16 protein-coding genes are annotated in these 15,237 nt (G+C 70.6%); 5 read left to right on the top strand and 11 right to left on the bottom strand.

Features of this window, described 5'->3' with window-relative positions; translation table 11 throughout:
- Nucleotides 1-3 precede the first annotated feature (3 nt).
- Entirely contained in the window at nt 4-855 is an 852-nt protein-coding gene (locus AW273_RS28190; RefSeq protein ID WP_062354469.1) for an ABC transporter permease, read from the bottom strand.
- Entirely contained in the window at nt 852-1,832 is a 981-nt protein-coding gene (locus AW273_RS28185; RefSeq protein WP_062354468.1) for an ATP-binding cassette domain-containing protein, read from the bottom strand. The genes AW273_RS28190 and AW273_RS28185 overlap by 4 nt, the downstream gene beginning before the upstream one ends.
- An 84-nt stretch (nt 1,833-1,916) precedes the next feature.
- Here AW273_RS28185 and AW273_RS28180 point away from each other — a divergent pair, with 84 nt between their 5' ends.
- Nucleotides 1,917-3,299: a dihydrolipoyl dehydrogenase family protein gene (locus tag AW273_RS28180; RefSeq protein ID WP_062354465.1), complete on the top strand. Its 1,383-nt coding sequence runs from the start codon at nt 1,917-1,919 to the stop codon at nt 3,297-3,299.
- On the opposite strand, the gene AW273_RS28175 is transcribed toward AW273_RS28180, so the two are convergent.
- A complete protein-coding gene (locus AW273_RS28175) occupies nt 3,300-4,061 on the bottom strand; it encodes a putative hydro-lyase (RefSeq protein ID WP_062354462.1) in 762 nt (253 codons plus the stop codon). It abuts the gene before it with no gap.
- A 77-nt stretch (nt 4,062-4,138) separates the two neighbouring features.
- Between AW273_RS28175 and AW273_RS28170 the strand changes: the two genes are divergently transcribed.
- Nucleotides 4,139-5,110 (top strand): pirin family protein, encoded by a 972-nt coding sequence (locus AW273_RS28170; protein ID WP_062354460.1) that lies wholly within the window; start codon nt 4,139-4,141, stop codon nt 5,108-5,110.
- A gap of 213 nt (nt 5,111-5,323) precedes the next feature.
- On the opposite strand, the gene AW273_RS37540 is transcribed toward AW273_RS28170, so the two are convergent.
- A complete protein-coding gene (locus AW273_RS37540) occupies nt 5,324-5,464 on the bottom strand; it encodes a hypothetical protein (RefSeq protein ID WP_157556241.1) in 141 nt (46 codons plus the stop codon).
- A 156-nt stretch (nt 5,465-5,620) separates the two neighbouring features.
- On the opposite strand from AW273_RS37540, the gene AW273_RS28165 reads away from it, so the two are divergent.
- The gene (locus tag AW273_RS28165) at nt 5,621-7,291 is read left to right on the top strand and encodes a sialidase family protein (protein ID WP_062354458.1); all 1,671 of its coding nucleotides are present in this window, start codon (nt 5,621-5,623) and stop codon (nt 7,289-7,291) included.
- Nucleotides 7,292-7,399: 108 nt separating this feature from the next.
- Here the strand turns inward: AW273_RS28165 and egtD are convergent, their stop codons facing one another.
- The 6 genes from egtD to AW273_RS28135 are packed head-to-tail and all read right to left on the bottom strand — an operon-like array spanning nt 7,400 to nt 12,404.
- Complete coding sequence (gene egtD, locus AW273_RS28160; protein ID WP_232327634.1) at nt 7,400-8,350, bottom strand: L-histidine N(alpha)-methyltransferase; 951 nt, start codon at nt 8,348-8,350, stop codon at nt 7,400-7,402.
- Nucleotides 8,347-9,054 (bottom strand): ergothioneine biosynthesis protein EgtC, encoded by a 708-nt coding sequence (gene egtC / locus AW273_RS28155; protein WP_062354453.1) that lies wholly within the window; start codon nt 9,052-9,054, stop codon nt 8,347-8,349. The genes egtD and egtC overlap by 4 nt, the downstream gene beginning before the upstream one ends.
- Nucleotides 9,054-10,337: an ergothioneine biosynthesis protein EgtB gene (gene egtB / locus AW273_RS28150; RefSeq protein ID WP_062354450.1), complete on the bottom strand. Its 1,284-nt coding sequence runs from the start codon at nt 10,335-10,337 to the stop codon at nt 9,054-9,056. Before egtB ends, egtC begins: the two co-directional genes overlap by 1 nt.
- Nucleotides 10,334-11,548, bottom strand: a complete 1,215-nt coding sequence (locus tag AW273_RS28145) for a glutamate-cysteine ligase family protein (protein WP_062354447.1) — start codon at nt 11,546-11,548, stop codon at nt 10,334-10,336. Before AW273_RS28145 ends, egtB begins: the two co-directional genes overlap by 4 nt.
- 38 nt (nt 11,549-11,586) lie before the next feature.
- Nucleotides 11,587-11,826, bottom strand: a complete 240-nt coding sequence (locus AW273_RS28140; RefSeq protein ID WP_062354444.1) for an anti-sigma factor family protein — start codon at nt 11,824-11,826, stop codon at nt 11,587-11,589.
- Nucleotides 11,823-12,404, bottom strand: coding sequence for an RNA polymerase sigma factor (locus tag AW273_RS28135; RefSeq protein ID WP_232327633.1), 582 nt, complete (start codon nt 12,402-12,404; stop codon nt 11,823-11,825). Before AW273_RS28135 ends, AW273_RS28140 begins: the two co-directional genes overlap by 4 nt.
- 353 nt (nt 12,405-12,757) lie before the next feature.
- Here AW273_RS28135 and dapD point away from each other — a divergent pair, with 353 nt between their 5' ends.
- Nucleotides 12,758-13,714 (top strand): 2,3,4,5-tetrahydropyridine-2,6-dicarboxylate N-succinyltransferase, encoded by a 957-nt coding sequence (gene dapD, locus AW273_RS28130; protein WP_062354438.1) that lies wholly within the window; start codon nt 12,758-12,760, stop codon nt 13,712-13,714.
- Nucleotides 13,715-14,048: 334 nt separating this feature from the next.
- On the opposite strand, the gene AW273_RS28125 is transcribed toward dapD, so the two are convergent.
- Complete coding sequence (locus AW273_RS28125) at nt 14,049-14,861, bottom strand: MerR family transcriptional regulator (protein WP_062354435.1); 813 nt, start codon at nt 14,859-14,861, stop codon at nt 14,049-14,051.
- A gap of 127 nt (nt 14,862-14,988) precedes the next feature.
- Here AW273_RS28125 and AW273_RS28120 point away from each other — a divergent pair, with 127 nt between their 5' ends.
- The gene (locus AW273_RS28120) at nt 14,989-15,168 is read left to right on the top strand and encodes a hypothetical protein (protein WP_062354432.1); all 180 of its coding nucleotides are present in this window, start codon (nt 14,989-14,991) and stop codon (nt 15,166-15,168) included.
- Nucleotides 15,169-15,237 lie beyond the last annotated feature (69 nt).

The following is a 15,237-nucleotide window of genomic DNA, read 5'->3' as shown; positions in this document are numbered from 1 at the left end:
CGGCTACTTGCGGTTGTAGGCCCGCATCGTCAGCGGCCCGAAGATGGCCAGCAGCGCCGCCGTGGCGATGAACACCCAGGTCAGCTCGCCCATGTCGGGGTCGCCCGACATCAGCGACCGGACCGCCGCCACCAGCCGGGTGATCGGGTTGACCTCGACGAACGCCTGCAGCCACCCGGGCATGGTCGACGGGTCGACGAAGATGTTGCTCAGGAAGGTCAGCGGGAACAGCACGAGCATGCTGACCCCCATGACCGACTTCTCGCTGCGCAGGTAGAGCCCGCACATCGTCCAGATCCACGAGAAGGCGAACGAGAAGACGACCAGCAGCCCGATGCCCGCCGCCACGCCCATCACCCCGCCGCCCGGCCGGAAGCCCAGGATCAGCCCGACCACGGTGATCACCAGCGAGGCCAGCACGTAGCGCAGCACGTCGCCCAGCAGGTTGCCCACCAGAGCCGCCGGCCGCCAGATCGGCAGCGACTTGAACCGGTCGAACACGCCCTTGGCGATGTCGATGTTCACCGCCAGCCCGCTGTACATGGTGGTCATCACGACGCTCTGCACCATGATCCCGGGCAGCAGGAACTGCAGGTACTCCCCGGTCGACCCGGCCAGCGCGCCGCCGAACAGGTAGGTGAACATCAGCGTCATCATGATCGGGAACGCCGTCACGTCGAACAGTTGCTCCGGCACGTGCTTGATCTTCAGCACGGCCCGCCACCCGAACGTCAGCGACGCCGACAACGCGCTCGGCCGGGCCGGCCGCTCCCGGGGGTCGAGGACCGCGCCGATGGTCTCGGCGGCGGGGACGTAGACCGGCTCGGCCGTCTCGGTCGCGGTGGTGGCGGTCATGCTGCGGTCTCCTTCTCGGTGGCAGGGTGGTCGGTGAGGGCGAGGAAGACCTCGTCGAGGGAGGGCTGACCGAGGGAGAAGTCGTCGATGACGATCCCGGCGGCGGCCAGCTCCGACAACGCGCGGGCGGCGTCTTCGGCCGCGCCGGACTCGGTGCCGTGGCCGGGCACCCGGATGACCACCCGGCGGGGGTCGGGGTCGGGGGTCCCGGTGGCGCCCAGGGCGGCCGAGAGCAGCTTCTCGGCGTCGGCCCGCTGGCCCGGGTCGCGCAGCCGCACGTGGACGGTGCCCGCGCCGACCGACGACTTGAGCTCGCCGGGGGTGCCCTCGGCGATCAGCCTCCCGTGGTCGATCACGGCGATCCGGGAGGCGAGCTGGTCGGCCTCGTCGAGGTACTGCGTGGTCAGCAGGACCGTCGTGCCGTAGGAGACGACGGCCCTGACGATGTCCCACACCTGGTTGCGGCTGCGCGGGTCGAGGCCCGTCGTGGGTTCGTCGAGGAACAGCAGCCGGGGCGTGTTCAGCAGCGTCGCGGAGATGTCGAGGCGTCGCCGCATGCCGCCGGAGTAGTTCTTGACCTGCCGCTCGGCCGCCGCCGTGAGGCCGAAGGCCTCCAGGAGCTCGTCGGCGCGGGCCCGCGCGGCCGGTTTGCGGAAGCCCAGCAGGCGGCCGATGAGGACGAGGTTCTCCCGGCCGGTCATGTCTTCGTCGAGGGAGGCGTACTGGCCGGTGAGGCCGACCAGGGAGCGTACGGCGTCGGCCTCGGCGACGACGTCGTGGCCGAAGACGCGGGCGGTGCCGCCGTCGGGACGCAGCAGCGTGGCCAGCATCCGGACGGCGGTGGTCTTGCCGGCGCCGTTGGGGCCGAGCACGCCGAACACGGCGCCGGCCGGGACCGTGAGGTCGAGCCCGTCGACGGCGCGGTTGTCGCCGAAGACCTTGACGAGACCGTTCGTCTCGATCGCGGTGTCTGTCATGCCCCATAGGCGCGAGGCCGCGTGCTAGATCGGATCTAGCGGCCCGCGAGATACGGTCGGATCGGAGATCAACGGGAGGAAGAGATGGCTGACGTCTTCGACGTGATCGTTATGGGTGCGGGGCCGGTCGGGGAGAACGTCGTCGACCGGGCCGTACGCGGCGGCCTGTCGGTGGCCGTGATCGAGGCCGAGCTCGCCGGTGGCGAGTGTTCGTACTGGGCGTGCGTGCCGAGTAAGGCCCTGCTGCGCCCCGTCGACCTGACCGGTGAGGTCGAGCGGGCGGCCGGTCTGACGGCGGGGCCGATCGACGTCCAGGCGGTGCTGGCGCGGCGTGACTGGGCGGTGGGCGACTACGACGACAGCGGCCAGGCGCGCTGGCTGGAGTCGCTGCCGGCCACGTACATCAGGGGCCGGGCCCGGCTCGCCGGGGAGCGGAAGGTCGACGTCGGCGGCCGGGTGCTGACCGCGCGGCACGCGGTCGTGGTGGCGACGGGCAGCCTGGCGGCCATCCCGCCGATCCCGGGGCTGGCCGAGGCGAGGCCGTGGACGAACCGCGAGGCCACCGGCGTGAAGAAGGTGCCGGGCCGGCTGATCGTGCTGGGCGGCGGCGTGGTGGCGTGCGAGATGTCCCAGGCGCTGCACGCGCTGGGCGCGACCGAGACGACCATGGTCGTGCGCGGCCACCGGCTGCTCGGCCGGTGCGAGAGCTTCGCCGCCACGATGGTCGCCGACGCGCTCGCGGCCCGGGGCATCGACATCAGGTTCGGCACCCGGATCGAGCGGGTCGAGCGGACCGGCGGCGAGGTCGTGGCCCACCTCTCCGACGGCACGACGCTGGCCGCCGACGAGATCCTGGTCGCCGCCGGACGCCGCATCGGCGTCGACATCGGCCTGGAGACCGTCGGCCTGCCCGACGGCCGCCCGATCGAGGTCGACGACAGCATGCGCTCGACCGCGCACGACTGGCTCTACGCGGTCGGCGACGCCAACGGCCGGGCGCTCCTCACCCACATGGGCAAATACCAGGCCCGGTTGTGCGGCGACGTGATCGCGGCCCGCGCCAACCGCCGGGCCGACGACCTGCCGTCGATGCGCGACCAGGCCGACCACTACGGCCCGCCCCAGGTCGTCTTCACCGACCCGCAGGTCGCCGCGGTCGGGATCACCGAGGAGGAGGCGCGGCGGCGGGGGCTCAACATCCGTTCCGTCGAGTACGACATGAGCGGCATCACCGGCGCCTACCTGTCGGCCGAGAACTACATCGGGCGCGCGAAGGCCGTGGTCGACGAAGACCGCAAGGTGCTCGTCGGCGTGACCTTCGCGGGCCCGGCGGTCGGCGAGATGCTCCACTCCGCCACCATCGCGATCACCGCCGAGGTGCCGCTCGACAAGCTCTGGCACGCGGTGCCGTCGTTCCCGACGGTGAGCGAGGTGTGGCTGCGCCTGCTGGAGACCTACGGCCTCTAGTCACATCTGGTAGGCCGAGTCCCGGACGTCGGTGATCGCCATGTGCCCCGGCGCGTGGCCGATCGCGAACGGGACCCCGGCCGCCATCACCGCGGCCTGCGGGGTGACCCCGCAGGCCCAGAACACCGGCACCTCCCCCGGCCGGACCTCGACCGGATCGCCGAAGTCGGGCACGTCGAGGTCGTCGATCCCCAGGCCCGCCGGGTCTCCGATGTGGACGGGCCCGCCGTGGACCGCCGGATAACGCGCGGAGACGCGGACCGCGTCGGCGACCCGCCCGGCCGGGATGGGCCGCATCGACACCACCATCGGCCCCGACAACCGCCCGGCCGGGCGGCACGGCACCGAGGTGCGATACATGGGCACGTTGCCGCCCGTCTCCAGATGCCTGACCGGTATGTCCTCTCTGACCAGGGCGTCTTCAAAGGTGAAGCTGCACCCGATCAGGAACGGCACGAGATCGTCCCGCCAGAACCGGGTCACGTCGGTGACCTCGGCGACGGGTGCGCCGTTCTCGTACACGACATAGCCCGGCAGATCGGTCCGCAGGTCCCCCGCGAAGATCGGCAGGCTTGTGGCCCCAGGATCTCCCACATCGAGGACCGGACAGGGCTTGGGATTGCGCTGCGCGAAGAGCAGCATGTCGTATGCGAGGTCGGCGGGCACGGCGAGCAGGTTGGCCTGGGCGTACCCGGGACACCACCCTGCGGTGGGCGTCTTAAGCCCGGCCCGGAACCGGCTCCGGGCCTCGTGAGGGGTCATACGGGAACGTCCTCCGGAATAGTTGAAACCTCAACCAAGTTGTGGGTGCATAGTCGACAAGCAGGAAGGAGCCCCAGATGCCCGCCGTAACCGTGGACAACCCGCTCACCCTCCCCCGGCTGCCCGAGCCCATGGCGGCCGTGCACGAGCGCAAGGTCCTGACCGTCGCCACCGCGCCTTCAGGCTTCGAGGGTGAGGGATTCCCGGTCAGAAGAGCACTGGCCACGATCAAGCCAAAGTATCTCGATCCGTTCATCATGATGGACCAGATGGGCGAGGTGGACTACGCGCCCGGCGAGCCGAAGGGCACCCCGTGGCATCCGCACCGGGGCTTCGAGACGGTGACGTACATCATCGACGGCGTCTTCGACCACACCGACTCCCACGGCGGCGGCGGCACCATCACCAACGGCGACACCCAGTGGATGACGGCCGGTTCGGGCCTGCTCCACAAGGAGGCGCCGCCGGAGTGGCTGGTCCAGAAGGGCGGCCTGTTCCACGGCATCCAGCTCTGGGTGAACCTGCCCTCCAAGTCGAAGATGCTCGCGCCGAAATATCAGGACATCGGGCGAACCAACGTGGTGCTGCTGAGCAGCCACGACGGCGGAGCCCTGGTCCGCGTGATCGCCGGTGACGTGGCCGGTCACCTCGGCCCCGGAGCCACCCACACGCCCATCACGCTCATCCACGCGAGCATCACGCCCGGGGCGCGGCTGTCCATCCCGTGGCGGTCCGACTTCAACGCGCTCGCGTACGTGTTGTCCGGCCGGGGAACCGCCGGGAGCGACGGCCAGCCCATCGAGATGGGACAACTGGCCGTGTACGAGGGATTCGGCGCGACCCAGGCCGAGACGATCACCCTGGCGGCGGCGAAGACGCAGGACACCCGGTCGCCGAACATGGAAGTGATCATCCTGGGCGGCAAGCCGATCGGCGAGCCGGTGGCCCACTACGGGCCGTTCGTGATGAACACCCAGGCGGAGCTGCAGCAGGCGTTCGAGGACTTCCAGGCGGGACGGCTGGGCACGATCCCGGCGGGACACCACTGACCCGATCTGGCCGTCCTGGGACATCGCGGCGTTCGTCCATGAAAGGCCGGGAAAACGGGTGGATCTCGGCGAGTTGTGCGCCAAACTCGCCGAGATCCGCGACGATCCCGTCCACCCGCCGGGTGGCGGGACGGTATACCTGTTCCCGTTTGGTTCTGTGCCGTCGGCACGGGAACTGACCGTGGGACCGACCAGTTCCCGAGCCTTCGACGATCAATCGCGAACGCGCCGACTTCCCTGCGGCCGATGGCCGGTCGAAGGGCGGCGGAACTCGCCGGTCCGGTCGAACTCCTCGTCGCGGCGCGGGCCGTCGTGGAGGTCGGTCCGCCGCCGGGTGAGCCGGGTAGTACGCATGCCAACATCCCCCGATAAAGCGTTGTTTCGCGTGACTTAGTTGTATTCGGCATCGCTTGCAGACCGCTTGCCGCCCGACTGATCAGCAGGTCGAAGCCACATATTTCATCTCCTGTCTATTGAAAGCAGACAAACACTTCGCTTCGGTGGGGTCCCATGAGTGAAATCGTGGGCGCGGGCGTCGGCCGTCCGGTCGTCGTCGACGCGACCGTGGAGCGCGACGCCGCGGGAGAACTGGTCCGCGAGGGCAACAGGGTGCCGGACATCGTCGCCCTCGACGCCCGCCGATGGATCGTGTGCTGGCGGTCCGGCGTACCCGACCCCCACGACCGCACCCCCACCGACCAGGGCGCCATCAAGTTCGCCGTCACCGGCGACGGCGGCGCCACCTGGAGGAAGGGCACCCTCGCGGCGGCCACCGCCACCCACCGCTACCACTACGCGATGCTCTTCACCGAGGGCTCCTTCGTGTACGCCCTCCTCGGCCGCATCACCGTCGCCGAGGACCGCGAGGAATCCGACGTCGATAGATTCCCCGTCCACCTGACCATGAAGCGTTCCCCCGACGGCGGCACGACCTGGGTCGACCAGCCGATCAGCGTCGATGTGCCGCCCAACACCCGGGGCGTCGTGGTGGCCGGCAAACCGGTGAAGGTCGGCGACGTGTGGACGGTCCCGTTCTGGCGTCAGGGCGCCGGAGCGTCCCAGGCGGCGGTGCTCCGCTCGACCGACCTGAAGACCTGGAAAGCGGGCGCGTCGGCCGCCAACCCACCGGGCATCGGCGTCGAGGAACCCCAGATCGCCCTGCGCCCGGACGGCACACTGGTGATGGTGACCCGGGCGCTCGTCCGCCGCGCCCGGCCGGAGGACCGCGACCCCCACTACCGCGTCTCGGCCGCCCACTGCGCGACCACCACGAGCACCGACGGCGGCCTGACCTGGGCGCCGATGCGGCTCCACCCCGACCTGCCCAACTACTACGTGAAGACCTTCTTCATGATCGACTCAGCAGGACGGGAGATCGCCCTCTACAACACCTTCGCCGGCCCGATCAGGGAACCCCGTCCCGACCGCTTCCGCGAGGTCCTCCACTACAAGGTCGCCAACCCGGGCGAACCCTGGCAACCCGGCCGTCTGTTCGCCGACGGCCCCCGCCTGACCAAGACCACCGCGCGCGGCTGGGACGTCTACCCGAGCGCCGCCGAGATCACCCCCGGCGTGCTCGCCGTGGTCTGGGAGCACAACCAGATCGAGATCAAGGTGGCCCGCCTGACCCTCGACACCCCCCTGCCCAAGGACCTCGCCCCCGGCCGCTGGACCCTGGACACGGGCGCGGCCGTCGGCTCCGACGGCGCCCTGCGCCTCCGCTCCACGACGGCCAAGCCGGTCGCGGCCCGCAAGACGATCGCCGAGATGTGCGACTTCACGGTGGAGTTCCAGGGCCAGGTCGTGGACGACAGCGCCCTCGACCCCGCGACCGGCCAGGGCGTGTGCCTGGGGACGAAGGTGTGCAACGGGGCGAGGCGGCTCATGCTGACGGTGCAGAAGGGGGGCGTCTGGACCATGCGGAAGGGCTCGGCCACCTGGGAACGTGTCTTCGCCGCGCCGTCGGCGCCGGCGGTGTGGAAGGTGGTGACCGACAGCACGGGCGTGGCCCGCCTGTTCCGCGACGGCACCGACACCGGCGTGACGTGGGTGATCCAGGACAGCGGCGAGACTCCCCAACTGAGCCACTGGGTGATGGGTACGCGCGGGGGGAACGCGGCGGAGGCCCGGATCGTGTGGACCCGGCTGACCCCGACGGTGAACGCCGCGTTGGACGTGTAGCGATGTGGAAGTGACGCACAAGCGGCCGCAGCCACGCTGACACGGCTGACACGGACGGGTGGCCGCACTGCTCTCCGCCAGGGCCCTTGCTGCCTCGTCTCCCAGAGGTCAGCGCGGTACCGCGCGGGACAACACCAGCGCGAAGTCGCCGTCCGGGTCCGTGTACCACCGTTCCACCTCGAAGCCCGCCATCGCCAGTTCGCGGGTCAGGCCCGCCTGGCGGAACTTGGCGCTGATCTCCGTGCGCATCTCCTCGCCCTCGGCGAACATCACCGTCAGGCCGAGGGCCCTGACGTGGACGACCATGTCTTTGGTCGCGCGCAGGCGCATCTCGATCCAGTCGTGGTCGGTGTCGTAGATCGCCACGTGGGCGAAGTCGGCCGGCACGAAGTCGGCGTCGAGGCGCCGGTTGATCACACGCAGCACGTTGCGGTTGAACGCCGCCGTCACCCCGGCGGAGTCGTCGTAGGCGGCGATCAGCCGGGAGGTGTCTTTCACCAGGTCGGCGCCGAGCAGGAAGGTCTCGCCGTCGGTCAGGGTCGAGCGCAGTTCCTTGAAGAAGACCTCGCGGGCCGGTGGCTCCAGGTTGCCGATCGTGCCGCCGAGGAAGGCGACCATCCGGTCTGGCCGTTGCGGCAACCGCGACAGGTGGTTCTCGAAGTCGGCGCAGACGCCGACCACCTCGAAGCGCTCCGACAGGCGGTCGGCCGCGGCCTTCAGGGTCACCGAGTCGACGTCGACCGGCATGTAGGTGCGCAGGGTCCCGGCCGAGGCCAGGGCGTCGAGGAGCAGCTCGGTCTTCTCGGAGGTGCCGGAGCCCAGTTCGACCAGGGTGGCGGCGCCGCTGACCGCGGCGATCTCGCGGGCGTGGGCCTTGAGGATGGCCAGTTCGCGCCGGGTCGGGTAGTACTCGGGCAGGCGAGTGATCTTGGTGAAGAGTTCGCTTCCGCAGGCGTCGTAGAACCACTTGGGTGGCAGCCATTTCGGCGCCGCCGTGAGGCCCGCGCGGACGTCGTTCTCCAGCGCCTGCCGCAGGTAGTCAGCGTCGATCAGGTTCACAGGTCCCTCCAGTCGATTCCGTCGGGCGTGACGAGCACGAGAGTGCGGTCGGGCACGCTGACCCAGCCGTCGTCGCGGTCGTCGAGCGGCTCGCTGGCCACCAGCACCCCCTCGGGGAGTGACCGCACGAAGAGCGTGTCGCCCCAGGTGGTGGCCGCGATGGTCTGGCCGTCGGTGGCGAGCAGGTTGACCCTCGCCTCCGCGTCGGCGCCTCCGGCGGCCGTGGTGACCTCGGCGATGGCGTCGCCGAGGCTCCAGCCCAGCCGCCCCAGCGCGAACACCCCGGCGGCGAGCTTGGCCGAGTCGCAGGTGCTCTCGGCCTCATGGGCCTTCAGGCCGGTCAGCGCCTCGCCGGGGACGCGGCCGTTGTGGCTGAACAGCCACTTCCCCTCCAGGAAGGGGGCGGTGGCGGTCTCTTCGATCGGCATGCCGACGGTGGCGGAGCGGACCGCCGCGATGAGGCAGCCGGAGATCGCCGAGGCGGCCAGGCCTTCGAGGTTGGCGTCTGCCCACATCGGGATGGACCGGCGATATCGGATGACGCGGTCGTGGGCGTACCAGCCCATGCCGAATCCATCGGCGTTGACGGTGCCCCAGCGTTGCCGTCTCGGTACGTAGGACTGTTTCAGCAGGCCGTGGTCGGGCTGCTGGATCAGCGACGACAGCGGGCGCGGTTCGCCGAGCCAGGCGGCGTGGCGGCACATCAGCGGGCCTCCCCCGGCGAAGCGTCGCGGGCGCAGCGGAAACCGGAGAAGATCTGGCGGCGCTGCGGATAGTCCCAGTTGCGGAAGGTCGCGCGGACGGCCGCCGGATCGGCGGCCCACGAGCCGCCGCGCAGCACGCGGTAGTCGGGCCCGAAGAAGACCTCGCTGTATTCGCGGTAGGGGAACGCGCGGAAACCCGGATAGGGCTGGAACGTCGAGGACGTCCACTCCCAGACGTCGCCGATCATCTGCTCGACGCCGTAGGCGCTCGCGCCGGCGGGGTAGGCGCCCACCGGGGCCGGGCGGGCGGCGCGGTGGCCGAGGTTGGTCAGGCCCGGGGCCGGCGGCTCCTCGCCCCACGGGTAGCGGCGGGCCCGGCCCTCTTCCGGGTCCCAGGCGCAGGCCTTCTCCCATTCGGCCTCGGTCGGCAGCCGTTTGCCCGCCCAGCGGGCGTAGGCGTCGGCTTCGTACCAGCTCACGTGCTGGACCGGCTCGTTGGGCGGGATCAGCTCGGCGCGGCCGAAGCGGGTGCGCCACCAGCTTCCGCCGTCGTCGCGGGTCCAGAACAGCGGCGCCTGGAGGCCCAGCCGGAAGCCCTCGGGATGCCACCAGCGCGGGTCGCGGTAGCCGCCGTCTTCGACGAAGGCCAGGTAGTCGCCGTTGCTGACGGGCACCCGGTCGATCCAGAACGCGGGCACGTCGACGGTGTGGGCGGGGCGTTCGTTGTCGTAGGCCCACGGGTTGACGTCGGTGCCCATGGTGAACGGGCCGCCCGGCACGAACACCTCACCCGACACCGGCCGCCCGGTGGGCAGGTCGCCGTCGCTGACGAGGCCGGGCTCACGGGACAACTGGAGCGTGGCCAGCATGGTCTCGTCGTGTTGGTGTTCGTGCTGGATGACCAGCCCGAACACGAAGCCGCCCGACTTGAGCGGGTTCGGGTCGTCGAAGTCGACCTTGTCGAGGACGTCGAGCACGCGGCCGCGTACACCCTCGATGTATTTGCGGGCCTCGGCCGGGCCCAGCATCGGCAGCGACGGACGGTCGCGGCGGGGCGTCTTGAACGCGTCGTAGATGTCGTCGATCTCGGGCCGCAGCGGCGTGATGCCGCCGACCTCGCGCAGCACCCAGAGTTCCTCGTAGTTGCCGACGTGGGCGAGGTCCCAGACCAGTGGTGACATCAGCGGGGAGTGCTGGCGGACGAGGAGGTGGTCGTCGGCGTCGGTGTAGCTGAGAGATCGGTCGCGCACGGCGAGGAGCTGGGCGGCGATCTGTTCCTTCATCGCGTCTCCAAAAGGAGGTCGGCGGCCGGGGACCGGCCGGGTTCGACGAACCGCACGGCGTAGTCGGTGACCTGGTCGATCAGGTTCGGTGGCGCGCCCCACCGGGGCAGCGCGTCGGCGGCGGCCCGGAAGGCGGCGACGGCGGCCTGCCGGAAGGCCGGGGCGGCGAGCCCGCACCGCGCGGCCTCGGCCCACTGCCCGGCCACGGCCAGGGCGTCTCCGGCCGCCGCGGTGGCCGCCGCGTCGTCGACGATCAGGGTGTAGGTGACGGCGACGGCGACCGGCCAGGCGACCGGCCCGAGGGCGTCGAGGTAGCGGATCTCCATGAACCCGCGCGGCCGGACGGGCGGGAAGAGCGTGGTGGCGTGATAGGCGAGGTCGTCGAGGGTCGGCGGCCGCCCCGCCACCTGCCGGAAGTCGCGAAACCGATGACCATCCGCCGTCTGCCGGCAGGACCCGTCGATCTCTTTGACGAGCATCAGTTTCGCGGTCTGAAGGTAGTCGGCCCAGTCGGCGGGCGGATGCCCTCGGCCGGGCGGATCCGGCGCACCGGCCCCATCGCCCGAAACGGGGGGCCGCCCGCCCGCCACCCGTTCACCCGCCCCGACGGGTGCCGTGCGCGACGGGTCGAGGGCCAGCCAGACGGCCTGCCGCCCCGACAACCACGAGCCGAACCAGGGCACCGGGCCCGGCGAGTTGGCGAACGCCGCCACCAGTGCCGGCCCGAACAGATGGGCCCGGCGCCATCGGGTGAACGGGTCTGCGCCGAAGTCGAGGTTGACCTGGATCGACGCGGTCGAGCACATCATCAACGCGCCGTAGGGCTGCCCCAGGCAGGCCGCCATGGCGTCGTAGCGCGGGGTGTGGAGCTGCCGCAGCGGGCGGCGATGGCCGTCGAGCCCCGACCGGCCGAGGGTGAGGCCGGCGGCGGCGAGCGCGGAACGTACCCGATCGACGTCTTCCTGGAGCGCGGCCACGGCCGATGGCAGGGGACCCGGTGGCGCGGACAACTCGATCTGCCCTCCGGGCTCGAAGGTGATCACGCTCTCGCCGGGGAGGGTCAGCCCGCCGAGGGCGCCGGTGGTCCGCGCGATGGGGACGGTCAGCGCCGGGTCGCACACATCGTGGACGAGGAACTCCAGCTCGACACCGACCTGATCGCCGGGGCTCCCGGTGAAACAGCCTTCCGCGTATGCCAGCACATCGGCCATGACCACTCAGATCCGCGACCGGCCCCGGCGTTACACCCTCACTCCGGCTTTTCTGAACTCGCTTCGCGGAAGGCCGTCAGCAGGTGGGATCGCGCCTTCGGGGACAGGCCGGGGGCGGGGAGCTCGCCGAGCGCGGTGATCGCGGCGGTGAACTGGCCGTAGTAGCCGGTGCAGCCGGAGCAGCGGGCCATGTGGTCGAGGAAGAGGGGGCGGGAGGAGTCGTCGAGCGCGTCGTCGAGATAGGCGGTCACGAGTTCGGCGAACTCGTCGCAGTTCATGGCCCTCCTCTCCCGTCGTAATAGGCGGCCAGGTGGTCGCGGACGGCCGCCCTGGCACGGTGGAGCAGCACCCGCTGGTTGGCCGGGGAGATCGACAGGATCTCGCAGACCTCCTCGGAGCCGTAGCCCTCCATGTCGCGCAGCGTGATCACGGCGCGCTGCCGGGACGGGAGGGTTCCCACCGCCTTGTCGATCAGCGCCCTGACCTCGCCGGCCAGCGCCGCCCCCTCGGGACCGCCCTCGGCCCTCTCGGGCGGGACGCCGTCGGGACGCTCGCCGTCGACGCTGCTCACAGGGATCGTACGGCTCTCCCGCTCTCCCCGTCTCCGCGCCGTGTTGACCAGGATGCGGTAGACCCACGTGCGCAGCGACGACCGGCCCTCGAAGGTGCCGACGGCCCGGATCACGGCGAGCCACGTGTCCTGTACGACCTCCTCGGCCGACGCCGCCGTCGACACGTATGACCTGGCGAGCCGCAACATTCCCCGTGACCATTCGTCGAGGAGCAGCGCGAAGACCTCTTCGTCGCCGCTTCGCAGCCCGGCCACGATCACCGGATCGGGCGGAAAATCGGTCACCCCACCGAGCCTAACGACGCCCTCCGACATTCCCGCGACCCTCCAGTGAACGCCTGATGCCCGAGATGTCCCCCCTGCCCGGCATCTCCCCTTGTCCACCTAATCACCCTCTGTGAGCGATCTTTTCGGCAGGGTGTCGAAGCAACGTAACCGACGCATACGAACTCCCGTTGACGCCGTGTGAATCCCGATGGCGGCCCGCGTCCGGGCCCGGTCACCCAACGTGACCACACGGGTTGACGGAGGGCGAACCCGACGTGGCCACCTGTGGATATCCGCCCGCCGGACGCGGTTTTCCACAGGCCGGTTCCCGCGTCGTTTCGGCCGGGACGGGAGCGGTAGGTTCTTGAACCGTGACTTTCATCGAATCCGGTGCTCACGGTGTGGGGCTCGCGACCGTCACCCCCGACGGCACGGTCCTCGACGTCTGGTTCCCCAACCCCGCCCTCGGCGACCCCGGCGAGCCGGGAGTCCGGCGCCTGGCCGCCGTCGAGGTGGGCGACCTGGCGAACCTGGTCAGGGAAGACCCCGAGCGGGGTGTCGAGGTCGTGGCCGTCTCGGTCGGGATCGGCAAGCTGTCCGACCCGCCGGCCGACACCTATGACGTCTACCTGCGCCTCCACCTGCTGTCCCACCGTCTGGTCCAGCCCCACCAGGCCAACCTCGACGGCGTCTTCGGCCTGCTGGCCAACGTCGTGTGGACCAACTACGGCCCCTGCCAGGTCGAGGGCTTCGAGAACGTCCGCGCCCGGCTGCGGGCCCGCGGCCCGGTGACCGTCTACTCGGTCGACAAGTTCCCTCGCATGGTCGACTACGTGCTCCCGACCGGGGTGCGCGTCGGCGACGCCGACCGGGTCCGGCTCGGCGCCCACCTGGCGTCCGGCACGACCGTCATGCACGAGGGCTTCGTCAACTTCAACGCCGGCACCCTGGGCGCCTCGATGGTCGAGGGCCGCATCTCGGCCGGCGTGGTCGTGGGCGACGGCTCCGACGTCGGCGGCGGCGCGTCGATCATGGGCACCCTGTCGGGCGGCGGCAAGGAGATCATCCAGGTCGGGCAGCGCTGCCTCATCGGCGCCCAGGCCGGCATCGGCATCTCCCTGGGCGACGACTGCGTGGTGGAGGCCGGCCTCTACGTCACCGCGGGCACCAAGGTGACCCTGCCCGACGGCACCGTCGTCAAGGCCAAGGAGCTGTCGGGCCAGAACGGCCTGCTGTTCCTGCGCGACTCGGTGACCGGCGCGGTCGTCGCCAAGGCCCGCACGGGCGGCAAGGTCGAACTCAACGCCGCCCTCCACGCCAACGACTAAGCCAGGGGGCGGCGCCTTCTGCGGCGCCGCCCCCCGGCTCGTCTGCTCCCAGCACTTCGGTTCAAGCTCGTCGGCTTCGGCGTGCCGCCTGGCCTCACCTGGGCGACCCGTCGCGTTACGATCCGGTGCTCATCGCTCCAAAGATCGCCTCATGCGATGGATCGGCCGGCTCGCGGCCGCGGCGTTCTACGACAACCCCTACGGCTGGGATGGCCACAGTGTCTGACCCCGGCTGCCCCGGCCGTCTGTGGGAGATGTGGTTCGGCTCCGTCGCACTGCTCGTGGCCGGTGTGTCGATCGCCCCGCTCAGGGCGCGGGTCACCGCCGGGCCGTCTCAGGCCAGCGGTTCCTGGATCTCCGTCACCCAGTTCTCCGGGTCGCCCATTCCGTACTCCAGGTACACCTCCCGGCTGAATCCGACCGCCCGCTCCCCGTGGTCCTCGATCCATCGGTGCAGGTTCTGGATGGTCGCGTCCACGCCGTCCATCGGCCCGTGGTGGATGATCGTCGCCGCCCGGTCGATCGGCGGGAGGTCCACGACGTCGAAGTCGTACGCCGGGTCCGGCGCGACGTTGACGGGGAAGCTGGCGTGGATCTTCACTCCGCCGTCGGGCGCCTCCTCGTAGTAGGCGATGCCCGGCCCGGCGAGTTCCACCCCCGCCTTGGTCAGGCGGCAGTGCAGCTCCGGGTAGAGCGGCTGGATGACGGGTCCGATGTGCTCGCTGGCGTAGCTCTCGGCGACGGCCGACAGCTCCGCGACCCGGACGGCAGGGACGGATTTCACAACGACGTCGGCTGGCAAGACGCCCTCCTTCTCGATGATCTGGATCCTCGCCTCGACCCCTCGCAGCCGGACCCGGTCGGCCTCGACCCGGGCTTCCAGGTCGGCCCGGCGGAGCCGGAGCATCCCGTGCAGTTCGGCCACGCCGACCTTCTCGTCGAGGATCTGGCGGACCTGCTGGAGGCTGAATCCGAGGTCCTTCAGGGCCACGACCCGGTTGAGGCGGCTGAGCTGGGCGGCCTCGTAGGAGCGGTAGCCCGTCAGGGGGTCGACCCGGGCGGGGGTGAGCAGGCCGAGCGCGTCGTAGTGGCGCAGCATGCGCACCGACACGCGACCGATTCTGGCGAAGTCTCCGATGTTGTACATGACGCCTCCGGTCTATCGGCTGACACCGTGTGAGGGTCAACGACCGCCCCTGAGACGCCCCTGAGTTGTCCCTGATGTTGCCGCCTGACCCGCGATTTCTCGGCAAATGAGACTTACCGTGAAGCCTATGGGACGCATTCTTCTGTACGCCGTCATGGCGGTCGCCGCCTTCTTCGTCATCGGCTGGCTCATCGGGCTGGTCTTCGGGCTCCTCAAGTGGGTTCTGATCATCGGCGTCATCGGCCTCGCCGTCATGGGGGTCATGAAGCTGACGAGCGGCAAGAGCAAGTCGCCCGACTGGTCGTGACCCCCTCCCACCGGAACGCGAGAGCCCCGGCGCCGTTCGGCACCGGGGCTCGCGTATGTCAGGTGTTAG

This window comes from Herbidospora yilanensis (assembly GCF_001570565.1).
GTDB lineage: Bacteria > Actinomycetota > Actinomycetes > Streptosporangiales > Streptosporangiaceae > Herbidospora > Herbidospora yilanensis.
This window is presented reverse-complemented; position numbering and strand designations above follow the sequence as displayed.

Bases quoted from the DNA above. Each gene is read 5' to 3' on its own strand.
- AW273_RS28190 (WP_062354469.1), bottom strand. From the start codon at position 855: ATGACCGCCACCACCGCGACCGAGACGGCCGAGCCGGTCTACGTCCCC.
- AW273_RS28175 (WP_062354462.1), bottom strand. From the start codon at position 4,061: ATGACCCCTCACGAGGCCCGGAGCCGGTTCCGGGCCGGGCTTAAGACG.
- AW273_RS28185 (WP_062354468.1), bottom strand. From the start codon at position 1,832: ATGACAGACACCGCGATCGAGACGAACGGTCTCGTCAAGGTCTTCGGC.
- AW273_RS28145 (WP_062354447.1), bottom strand. From the start codon at position 11,548: ATGGCCGATGTGCTGGCATACGCGGAAGGCTGTTTCACCGGGAGCCCC.
- AW273_RS37540 (WP_157556241.1), bottom strand. From the start codon at position 5,464: ATGCGTACTACCCGGCTCACCCGGCGGCGGACCGACCTCCACGACGGC.
- egtB (WP_062354450.1), bottom strand. From the start codon at position 10,337: ATGAAGGAACAGATCGCCGCCCAGCTCCTCGCCGTGCGCGACCGATCT.
- AW273_RS28165 (WP_062354458.1), top strand. From the start codon at position 5,621: ATGAGTGAAATCGTGGGCGCGGGCGTCGGCCGTCCGGTCGTCGTCGAC.
- egtC (WP_062354453.1), bottom strand. From the start codon at position 9,054: ATGTGCCGCCACGCCGCCTGGCTCGGCGAACCGCGCCCGCTGTCGTCG.
- AW273_RS28125 (WP_062354435.1), bottom strand. From the start codon at position 14,861: ATGTACAACATCGGAGACTTCGCCAGAATCGGTCGCGTGTCGGTGCGC.
- AW273_RS28120 (WP_062354432.1), top strand. From the start codon at position 14,989: ATGGGACGCATTCTTCTGTACGCCGTCATGGCGGTCGCCGCCTTCTTC.
- AW273_RS28170 (WP_062354460.1), top strand. From the start codon at position 4,139: ATGCCCGCCGTAACCGTGGACAACCCGCTCACCCTCCCCCGGCTGCCC.
- AW273_RS28140 (WP_062354444.1), bottom strand. From the start codon at position 11,826: ATGAACTGCGACGAGTTCGCCGAACTCGTGACCGCCTATCTCGACGAC.
- AW273_RS28180 (WP_062354465.1), top strand. From the start codon at position 1,917: ATGGCTGACGTCTTCGACGTGATCGTTATGGGTGCGGGGCCGGTCGGG.